Below are 10,586 nucleotides of genomic sequence, written 5' to 3'. Positions count from 1 at the left end.
TAGTGGTCGGCCATTCGTCCTGATGCTGGCTGGCTGAAATGATGCCAGCCAGCTGCAAGGGGCAGCTGGCAGCGTTTAAAAGGAATCCGTCATGCCATTAAAGGCCATGGCTGAGTCAGAGATACGGGCATGCCAGCTCTGCCATGAATCAACAGCAAGGTAAGCTACTTTAGAATTGGAGACTGGCAGCGCTCAAAGAACTGCAAAACCAGCAGTCCAACTGTCACCGGGAACTCGCTTGCGCTCAGTTCGCTTTCTGCCCTTCCGCCCATCGAATGGCGAAATAAGCCAGTTCGCCCGTCTCATTCATCCCCAGTTTTGCACGAATGTTCATTTTGTGAACATCCACGGTTTTGGTGCTGATTCGCAGCGCCTCAGCGATCTGACCTGTGTTCTTCCCTTGGCCGATCAGCACGAAGACTTCAAACTCACGGTCGCTCAGCTCTGAGATGGAATCCTTGGATTCGGCGGCATTGCCGGAGGAAAAAGCTTTCAGGATTTCCTCGGACATTTCCTCGCTGACTGCTATGCCGCCGCTCGCCACACGGTGCAGGGCTTGTTCCAGCACCTTTTGCGGGGCGCTCTTCATCACATAGCCGCGTGCCCCTGCCTTGAGGGCGCGTTGCGCGTAAAGCTTCTCATCATGCATGGAAATGGCAATCATGGGCAGCTTCGGGCGCAGCAGGCGGAGATCCTTGATGAGTTCAAGCCCTGAGCGGTCTGGCAGAGAAATGTCCACGACGAGTACATCCGGTGTGTCCTCGTCCACTTTGCGCACCGCTTCAGAGGCGTCTCCGGCCATCCAGGCAAAAGCCAGATCCGCGGCATTTTCAATGAAGAGCCGCCATCCCTCACGCATCATGGTGTGGTCATCCACGATGGCAATTCGTATGGCGGCTTGTGTGGGATTGGTTTTCATGGGTGCGAGGTTTTCGTGGGCAACCGCCCGTTTTTGCATCATGGATTCTTTAGCGGGATCCGCACAATGGCAATCGAGAAATCCCGTTCGCCTTTTTCAATGGTTCTCTCCAGTGTTGCAGAGAGTGTGCGCAGCCGCTGGCCCATGAGATGCAGGCCCATGCCGTGCCCGTCCAATGCGGTGCGTTCTATAAATGGAGTTCCATCATGAATCACGCTCAACACCACATTGGCATCTTCCATTCTTACGGTGATGGTGATGACATCCGGCTTGGAATGCTTGCAGGCGTTGATGACCAGTTCCTGCGCAATGCGGAAGAGCAGTTCCTGGGAGCTCCCGGTGAGTGATGGGCTCAAATCGGAATAGTCGAGCGAGCACCGCACCATGTATGACTTCTCGGCAAACCCCAGCACATTCTCCAGCGCATCTTTCAATCCGTGATTCTCGATGCCCACAGGAGCAAGCCCCCACGCCATGCTGCGCGCGATCACAGTCGATTCTGAGAGCTCTTCAGCCACCTGCCCGGCGAGGGTGGCTATCTTGCCATCTTTTTCATGGATCATCCCTTGCACGACTCCTGCTTTCATTTTGATCGCTGAGAGTCTTTGGCAGAGATCATCATGCAAGTCTCTGCCGATCTTCCTGCGCTCCTGTTCTGCGGCTTCGAGCACCATGTTTTCCGCCGTCCTGAGCTTGGTCACCGCCCCGGCAAATTCCACGGAGATCATGGAGAGCTCATCATGCCCTTCCAATGTCATCGGGAGGCCGTTCGTGGAGCTGGCGGCTCGCAAAATTTCCACCACTCGGCGCACCCTGCGCGTGATGAGTTCGTCCAGGGCGAACCAGAGCAGCAGGCATGATGCAAGGAGCACCCCGGCCTGCCGCAAAGACTCCTGCCAGGCTTCCTCATTTACCTCGACCAGCGCCATTGTGGCATCGTAGCGGATCAAGATCGCAGCGCGGCTGTTGGATTCGTACGTTTCAAAGAAAGGCACCATCACCACCAGGCTGGTTTTTTCAGCGTTCCATTCAAATGTAGGCGCCATCGTGTCCAGCACAGAAGCGTGCCGCTGCCATTCTGCTGCCAGCGGTGTTTTCAGGACGTCCATCCGCTTCCATTGCATGTGGGTCGAACAGCTGACGATCCCCTCCTTGTTGCATACAAGGCCCAGATCCACGTCGGCAGAAAGGGACACGTAGGCCATCTCGAGTTCGGCGGCACGCTCCTGCTGCTTGCGGGACAGGTGCTGCAGCAGGCCGGCCAGGCGGCTGCCTGTTTCAGTAGCCTCCTGCTCCAGGCGTACGAGCCGGCGGTCTTTCAGCCAATGCTGATTTCTCCAGTTATTGAGCAGAATCATCAGAAGACCAAACGACAACACACTCAGTGTGATGCGGCTTTGGATGGAGTGAAACAGTTTCAAGGAAGCGCCTCCTTCGTAAAGCTGTCATCGATCCATGCACCGCCCGCCGGCTTGGACAAGATGATGCCGGCGCGGATCATCTGATCCTCCATTTGCAGCGCCAGTTGCGGGAGCTGTTTAAGCTTTTCCACATTTTCAGTTTTGTTCAGCCGTCGCAGACGCCCGAGGCATGATGAAAGCTCGGCAGCGTCCAGATTTTCACGTCGCAGGACGGCATCCATTCCCAGGAAGGGTTTGCCTGCCCATATCGTCTCCGCCATTTTTTCCTGAACTTGAAGCAAAGACACCAGCTCTTCACGGGAGGAGCTGCAGGCCCGCTCAGACGCCACCAGCAGATATATGATGGGCACCTTGAGCTGGGTTGAGTCATAAAGGCTGTGAGTGCCGTTGTGAGTCAGCTTGGTCAGCCACGGATCCGTGACTACCACTGCCTCCACCTGCCCGGCCTGCATGGCTGGTTCCATCTCTGACTGAAACATGGGCACCATTTCGACTTCTGTCATCGTCATGCCCACGCTTTCCAGCGCATTCGCCAGAAGGTAGGAGCCGGCGCTGCGCTCTACTCCTACTCGCTTGCCTTTGAGGTCCTGCAGCCGTTGGATTTGAGAGCGCGCCAGAACCGCATCCGCTCCTGCAGACTGGCTCAGCACCTTGAGCACCTTCAGCTTTTGCCCCGCCTCCCGCATTCGCAGTGCGCTGTCCAAGGTCACCACTGCCACATCTGCGGCACCACTGCCAAATGCCCGGACTACGGCGGATGACCAGGTAATCTCAATGATTTGAAAGCGATTCGGTGGCAGGACTTGCAGGTCGCCCGCCACCAGCAGGGGCTCGGCAGCCGGCCACACACCAGGGACGATTCGAAGGCGACTTTTTTTCTCGTGATGCGGGAGAAATGCGGCCGCAAGCAGCAGAATGGCCAGCAAAAGGGGCAGGAAGCGTTGCAGCAATGCCATGGGTTCTTTCATCCTGACAGGATGCAACAACCAGACGCATCATGTCCACTTTTGCTTGCACCAGAGTTCTTCATTTCTTTCTGGCCACGGCGAGAGCCTCCGCTAAACTGAATGCATGGCTAAAGATATTCCCACCGTCTCGCGTCGTCATTTTCTGACTGCCAGCGCCGCCGCGCTAGGTTTTCCCACCATCATTCCCGCCACGGCTCTTGGAAAAGGCGGACGCCCCGCGCCTTCGGAGCGCATCACCGTCGGTGCCATTGGCTGGGGGACGATTGCAGGTGACTGGACGCCCTCCTTCCTCAACAACGCCAAGTGCCAGGTCATCGCCGTGGCTGATCCCATGAAGGAGTACGGCCACTACGGCTACGATGGCAAAAGGACCGGTGGGCGTGAAGCCGGCAAAAAGATCATCGACGCGCATTACTCCCAGTCGGCAAACAAACCGGTCAAGGCCTGTGCCGCCTATTCGGACTTTCGCGAAATGATGGAGAAGGAAGACCTCGATGCCGTGCAGGTTTCCACTCCAGACCACTGGCATGCCTACCTGGCCATCTATGCCGCGCGCAAAGGCAAACATATCTACGGCCAGAAACCGCTGGCCCTCAACATCGCCGAAGGCCGCCGCATGAGCGATGAAGTCGCCAAGGCTGGTGTCACCTGGCAGACAGGCAGCCAGCAGCGCAGTGATCAATACTTCCGTCTCGCCTGCGAGATGACGCAAAATGGCCGCATCGGCAAACTCAAGCGCGTGCGCGTCGGCCTGCCCGGAGGCCACACCAACTGGAATGGCATGGCGGACCAGATCAATCCAGCACCGCTGCCGCCCGACTTCGATTATGAGATGTGGCTTGGCCCTGCCGAGCACATGGACTACCGCCCCGCCTTGCTGCCGCTCAACTGGCGCCACAACTTCAATTTCTCCGGCGGCATGATCACAGACTTCGGTGCGCATCACATCGATATCGCCCAGTGGGGCATGGGCACTCAGCTCAGCGGCCCCGTCGAGCTGCGCAATGTCTCCGGCACCATGGACAAGGCGGCGCTGTACAACACGGCCTCCGAGTTTGCCTTTGAGTGCGTGTATGAAAACGGCCTTGTCATGCAAGTGGCCAGTCCGACGCACAAGATCATGCCTGAAGTGGAGGCCGCGCTGGCCACGCCCAGCGCCAAGAAGCCCTTCGATCACGTCGGCGTCTTGTTTGAAGGTGATGACGGCAAATGGATCTACGTCAACCGAGGCAAGATCACCGCCAGCAGCCCGGACATCCTGCGCGAGAAGACCCGGCCTGAGGAAATTCACCTCTATGAAAGCAAGGACCACACGGACAACTTTCTCTCCTGCATCTACGATGGCAAACCGACGGCGACTCCCATCGAAGTCTCACACCGCAGCATCACCATCGCGCACCTCGCAAACATTGCCCTGCGCAGCGGCAGCACAGGCTTGAAGTGGGATCCGAAAACGGAAACCATCGCAGACAATGCCGCCGCTTCCAGTCTGCTCTCCAAGGAATGGCGCAAGCCGTGGGTGCTTTGATTCAGCGTCTTCTAACACCATCGCATGCCAAAAAATTCCCTGACATCGCACTGGTGCAGCGTCCTCCTGACGATCTTCGTGGTACTTGGGAGCGTCGCTCCCATTGGAATGCGGGCGCAGGATACGATCAAGATCGGCCCGCTCCAGCCCTTGCAGACACTGCCCTCTCTGGGGCCGGCAGTTCCGGTCGCGCCGCAGATGAAAGGCCCGCTGCCCCAGCCTGCCCCTCAGGCAGGAGTTCCGGCAGCAGCTCCGGCAGCAGCTCCGGCAGCCACTTCACCCGAGGCTCCACCGCCAGCAGTCCCGTCTGCCGCCGCGCCGCCGCCATTGCCCGCCAGCAGCACAGTCACCATCACAGCGCCGATTGCCCAGGCGTATCTCTACATCGAGCCCTACCAGACGCGCTTTGAAGTGCTCTTTGATGCGGCCACCGTGCTGGCCTGGCTGGCACCTGAGGCTGCACTGCCGGCGGCGCTCCCGGCCGACCAGCAGAAGCAAATTGTCGACACCATGGCATCGCGTGCCTCGGACTGGTGCTCGTTAAGCGTCGGCGATCAGGCGCTGCAAGTGCCGATGCCCTTGGTGGCGGTGATCAAGGGCTTGCCCGGGAATACTCTGCCCTTGAAAGAGGGGGAAGAAGTGGCCCTGAATCAGGCGCTCGTCGGATTCATGTGGGAGTTTGCCACACCTCCGGGGCCGGATGAAATGAATGTCACTTGGAAAGGCTGGATCAAAGGCACCACCAAGCTGCCGGTGCGTGTCTTCTTTGGCCCCTTGAGCGAGACCGGGGAAATACATTCCACGATCAAAACATTCCGCTGGCGCAATCAGGGCCGCATGCCCCGCCCGGCTCCGCTTGTGGCCGTGCCGCAGATTCCATTGCCGCAGCCATTTCGCCTGCCGCTGGGCGGCATTCTCTGGCTTGTTGGCGGCCTTGCGTTTTACATCTACCTCAAGGTCAAAGATCACAAGCTTCCGGGGGGCAGTCTGCCCTATTTTTTCGTCTGGCTGCTGGGTGGGGTGCTCATGAGCCAGTTGCTCGTACTTCCCATACATACAGGGCCTGCCGCTCAGGCCATTACCCAGGTTGCGGAGGCGCAGAAGATTGTCTCTCCGCTGTTGCGCAATGTCTATCGGGCTTTCGATCATCACGCCGAGTCGGATGTGTATGACGTTCTGGCCCGCAGTGTGGATGGCGAGTTGCTGCGCAAACTTTATCTCGAAACCATCCAGGCCCTCACGCTGGACGGGCGTGAAGGCACCCGTGTCACCATTGCCGAATTCTCCGCCACGGTGGACAAAGTGGAGGCCAATCCCAAGGGCGCAGGCTTCATCGCGGATTGCAACTGGATGGCCCGTGGCATCGTCGGCCACTGGGGCCACAGCCACCCCCGCGTCAATATTTACAATGCACGCGTCACCATCATCCCGGTGAAAGATGAATGGAAGCTCACCGGCCTCGAAGTTCAGGAAGTTCGGCGGCTGTAGGCGGGGAATTTGGTGATAAGCCAGTCTGTCTGCAATGAGACGCCTCCTTGGCTACGTATGACTCCCATCATGCGCCAGTTGCTTCTCCTCCTTGCCATCCCCGTTTTCGCCGCCGATCTCCCTCCGGATAAAGGCAGCGCCATCCCCGAAAGTGGCAAACGCCCCGGTGTCGTCACCGGCAAGGCGTCGCTCCCTTTGCCGAAGCACGATCTTCCTGACGGCTACACCCTCGAAGTCGCCGCTGCCTCCCCGCTCGTCACCCATCCCATCATGGGCTGTCTCGATGACAAGGGACGTCTCTTTGTCGGTGATGCTGTTGGCGTGAACTGGAACAAGGCGCAGCTTGAAGCGAATCCGCCCAACCGCGTCCTCTTGCTCGAAGACACCGACAAGGACGGCAGCTTCGACAAGAGCACCGTCTTCGCTGACAAGATGACCTTTCCCCAAGGCGCCTGCTGGTTGAACGGCAGCCTTTACGTCGGCTCACCACCCGGCATCTGGAAGCTGACCGACACTGACAATGATGGCGTCGCCGACCAGCGCGAAATGATCGTCGGCGGCTTCGACTATACCGGCAACGCCGCCGACATCCACGGTCCCTTCCTGCATCCCAATGGCCGACTCTACTGGTGCCATGGTCGCAAAGGCCACAAGGTCGCGCAGAAGGACGGCACGCTGGTGGATGAATCACTCGCCTGCGGCATCTGGAGCTGCAAGCCGGATGGCAGCGACGTCGCCTGGCACTCCCTCGGCTGCGGTGACAATCCTGTCGAAGTCGATTTCACTCGTGACGGCGACATCATCGGCGTGCAGAACCTCTACTACACCCAGCCACGTGGCGACACCATCATCCACTGGCTCTACGGCGGCATCTATGAGCGCAGCGATCAGCTCAAAGCCATCGCTCATCTGCCGCGCACCCTCGAAACCATGCCCGTCATGTACAACTTCGGCCACGTCGCCGTTAGCGGCTGCTGCTTCTGGAAGAACTATCCGGCCAAGAACCAGGGCGCTCAGCAGTTCATGGTCACCCACTTCAACACCCAGCGCCTCGTCCGCATGGAGCTCACCCCCAGTGGCAGCACCTACAAGGCCGTCGAAAACGAATTCCTCCGCCTCCACAATCCCGACATCCACCTCACCGATGTCATGGAAGACCCGCGCGACGGCTCACTCCTCCTCATCGACACCGGCGGCTGGTTCCGCATCGGCTGCCCCTCCAGCCTCATGGCGAAGTCCGATCTGCTCGGCGCGGTGTATCGCATCAAACCGAAGAAGCCGCAGCTCGCCATCCAGAGCACGAATGACTCTGTCCGCAAAGCCGATCTCCAATCGCAAATCGCAGCGCTGAAGTCGAATGATGAGCACGCACGGCGTCAGGCGTTGGAGTGGACTGCGAAAAATCGGCCGCAGGAAGGTGAGGTTTTAGGCGTGCTGGGACAGTTGCTAGACCAGGAGCTCGATCCTTCATCTGAGCACCTTTTAATTTATGCGCTTCGTCAAATGAAGCCCCCCTTTCACAGTGGTCCTGCCTCGGACCGATATGTGAGCCGTTGGCTGTTGGTTGAATTGGCCCGGCATGGTTCCGACAAGAGTTTTGCCAGCATTATCGAGAGCTCGCTTCCTCGCCTCGTTCCTGAAATGTCACCCCCGCTGGCTGATGCAATCCGGAGATCGCTCGAAGTGATGCCAGATGGCGACCAAATAGCAGCTGCGGCTTTCACAGAATGGCTGAAAGCATCCGACATCACACGAGGAAGAGTGGCATTTATCAAACAGGTCATTTCCGGGCACCTCGCGAAACCATCCGCGCAGTCGCTCATGACTGCCATGCTCGGACATGGCTTGGTGGATGTCCGCATGGCGGCTTTGAGCATCCTCGCTGCTCAGACCAGTGGCATCACCAACGATGCCTGGCTTCCAGCGCTCGACAAACTCCTCGCCGAATCCCCCACACCACAGGTCTTCGACGCCATCAAGAAGCTCAAGTCCCCGCACTTCGACGCCGCGCTCCAAACCATCGCCAACGACACCAAGCGTCCGCTTGCCATTCGTCTCAAGGCCCTCGACTCCGCCAAGTCCGTCAAGCTCACCGGCGAAACATTCACGATGGTCAAAGGCGTGCTCGCTGATGCCGCCTCATCCTCCGCCGCAAAGATTCAGGCCGCAGGCATGATCGCCAGCGCACCTTTGGCGAAGCCACAGCTTCTCGAACTCGCACCGCTGTTTGCCACGCTGGGACCGGTTGAGCTCAAATCGCTGCTCGGCATCGTGCGCAAATCGAAAGACCCTGAAGTCGGCAGCACACTCGCGCGTGAAATCGCGAAAAACCCTGTCATCGCCAGTCAGCAGGAAAGCGTTTACCGCACCGCGTTTAGCGATCTGCCGCCTGAGATTTTTGAAACCATCATCCTGCCAGCTTGCAACGCTGCCGTCGCCGCCTCCGAAGCCAAGAAGCGCCAGCTCGGCCCGTTGGCTGACAAGGTCATCGCCAGTGGCAATGCCGTGAATGGTAAAAAGAACTTCGAGATGGGGAAGGGCACCTGCATCGCCTGCCACAAAATCGGCTCCGCCGGTCGCCCCATCGGTCCCGATCTCTCCCACATCGGCGCCATCCGCACCGAGCGTGATCTGCTCGAAAGCATTCTCTTTCCCAGCAACACGCTCGCCCGCGACTACGAAGCGCACGTCATCGAAACCAGTGACGGTCAGCAGACTTTAGGTGTGATCAAATCCCACACCGCCGAAGGCCTGCTCGTCATCGACATTGCCGGCCAGGAAAAGACTATTGCGCATCAGACCATCGCGGGAGACACCACCCTGATCACCAGCCTCATGCCGCAGGGCCTCGATCAAACCATGCCCGAAGTCGATCTCCTCGACCTCGTTGCCTGGCTGCGAAGCCTGAAGTAATCACACTACTCCGCCAGCAGCATCTGCTTCGCCGCCTGCAGGTGCTTCGTCTGTTCCGGCGGCAGTTCGGGATACTTCAGTTTCATGCTCTTCATCTCGGCCAGGATCGCGGCGCTGACGATGAGGCGCATGTTCTTCTTGTCATCCGCGGGGATGACATACCAGGGGCAGTCTTCAGTGGCGGTGACGCGGATGGCATCTTCATAGGCCTCCATGTATTCCTTCCAGTGGCCGCGCTCGCCCACGTCGCCTTCTTCAAATTTCCAGTTCTTGCTGGGCGTGTTGATGCGGTCGAGGAAGCGCTTCTTCTGCTCATCCTTGGACACGTTGAGGAAGAATTTGAGGATCAAGATGCCGTTGCGGTGGCAGTAGGCCTCGTAGTTGCGGATGTCTTTGAGCCGGTCCGCGAAAAGCTTGTCAATGTTCTTCGTCGTTTGCGCGGGCAGGCGCTGCACCTTGGTCACAATCTCAGGATGCACCCGGCAGACGAGCACCTCCTCATAGTAGCTGCGGTTGAAGATGCCGATACGACCGCGTGGCGGCATGACGCGTGAGGTGCGCCACATGAAGTCATGGTCCAGTTCGTCCGCCGTGGGTCGTTTGAAGGCATGCACCTCCACGCCCTGTGTGTTCACACCGCTCATCACATGCTTGATCGTGCTGTCCTTGCCAGCGGCGTCCATCGCCTGAAACACCAGCAGCAATGCCTGGCGGTCCTGCGCATACATCTTCTGCTGCAGGTCGTCGATCTCAGTGCGGAACTCGGCGATGAGGGATTCATAGTGCGCATCGTCCTTGTACAGATCCTTCACTTTCGTCTTCGCCTTCTTGATGCGAAACGGTTTGCCATCGGGCACGCGGAAATCATCGAGGTCGAGTTTGAGTTTCATGAGGTCAGAAAAGTAGATGGCAGGAATTAACAGCAATGCACCCGGATGAACAGAAGTAACTATGAGGCTGAGGGAATCCTCATGTCGTCTTGACGTTATTACCTCCGGTTTGATCGCCGCGGCCGTGGCCCCTTCAAGATGTCCGAGCAATGCGGGCACAAAAAAAGGGCGGGGATGAACCCGCCCTTTAAATTGATCTTTTCCCTGAGCCGAATTACGCGGCGGTGACAGGAGCCTCGGGAGCGCCGGGGGCCTTTGGCAGGGTGAAGCGATAACGGATCTTGCCACGCTTGGCGGAAGCACGGGCTTTGCGCTTGGTGCGTTCTTTGGGAGTCTCATGCGCACGCAGGCGGCGGACTTCTTCGAGGATGCCGTCCATTTCGAGGCGGGTCTTGAGACGTTTGAGAGCGCGGTCAACGGGCTCGCCTTTACGGATCTGAATTTCGGTCATAAACGGGT

8 protein-coding genes are annotated in these 10,586 nt (G+C 58.5%); 3 read left to right on the top strand and 5 right to left on the bottom strand.

The window, feature by feature from the left end; all coding sequences use genetic code 11:
- Positions 1–244: 244 nt before the first annotated feature.
- Genes AC3RLQ_RS13475 through AC3RLQ_RS13465 form a run of 3 tightly spaced genes read right to left on the bottom strand, consistent with a single transcriptional unit; the run spans position 245 to position 3,296 of the window.
- A complete protein-coding gene (locus AC3RLQ_RS13475; protein WP_493037867.1) occupies positions 245–919 on the bottom strand; it encodes a response regulator transcription factor in 675 nt (224 codons plus the stop codon).
- 38 nt (positions 920–957) lie between these two features.
- Entirely contained in the window at positions 958–2,340 is a 1,383-nt protein-coding gene (locus AC3RLQ_RS13470; RefSeq protein WP_493037865.1) for a sensor histidine kinase, read from the bottom strand.
- Positions 2,337–3,296, bottom strand: a complete 960-nt coding sequence (locus AC3RLQ_RS13465) for an ABC transporter substrate-binding protein (RefSeq protein WP_493037863.1) — start codon at positions 3,294–3,296, stop codon at positions 2,337–2,339. The genes AC3RLQ_RS13470 and AC3RLQ_RS13465 overlap by 4 nt, the downstream gene beginning before the upstream one ends.
- 115 nt (positions 3,297–3,411) lie before the next feature.
- On the opposite strand from AC3RLQ_RS13465, the gene AC3RLQ_RS13460 reads away from it, so the two are divergent.
- From AC3RLQ_RS13460 to AC3RLQ_RS13450, 3 genes are all read left to right on the top strand, one after another.
- The gene (locus AC3RLQ_RS13460) at positions 3,412–4,836 is read left to right on the top strand and encodes a Gfo/Idh/MocA family protein (RefSeq protein WP_493037861.1); all 1,425 of its coding nucleotides are present in this window, start codon (positions 3,412–3,414) and stop codon (positions 4,834–4,836) included.
- Between the two features lie 24 nt (positions 4,837–4,860).
- A complete protein-coding gene (locus tag AC3RLQ_RS13455; RefSeq protein ID WP_493037859.1) occupies positions 4,861–6,324 on the top strand; it encodes a hypothetical protein in 1,464 nt (487 codons plus the stop codon).
- A 69-nt stretch (positions 6,325–6,393) separates the two neighbouring features.
- Complete coding sequence (locus AC3RLQ_RS13450; protein ID WP_493037857.1) at positions 6,394–9,237, top strand: PVC-type heme-binding CxxCH protein; 2,844 nt, start codon at positions 6,394–6,396, stop codon at positions 9,235–9,237.
- A gap of 5 nt (positions 9,238–9,242) precedes the next feature.
- Here AC3RLQ_RS13450 and AC3RLQ_RS13445 read toward each other — a convergent pair whose 3' ends face one another.
- Complete coding sequence (locus AC3RLQ_RS13445; protein ID WP_493037855.1) at positions 9,243–10,127, bottom strand: polyphosphate kinase 2 family protein; 885 nt, start codon at positions 10,125–10,127, stop codon at positions 9,243–9,245.
- 214 nt (positions 10,128–10,341) lie between these two features.
- Positions 10,342–10,578, bottom strand: coding sequence for a 30S ribosomal protein S21 (gene rpsU / locus AC3RLQ_RS13440; RefSeq protein ID WP_422319846.1), 237 nt, complete (start codon positions 10,576–10,578; stop codon positions 10,342–10,344).
- Between the last annotated feature and the right edge of the window lie 8 nt (positions 10,579–10,586).

It is taken from the genome of Prosthecobacter sp. GW821-HT29F12, from assembly GCF_058803405.1.
Note: the sequence above shows the minus strand (reverse complement) of the source record. Positions and strands in the feature narration are given on the sequence as shown.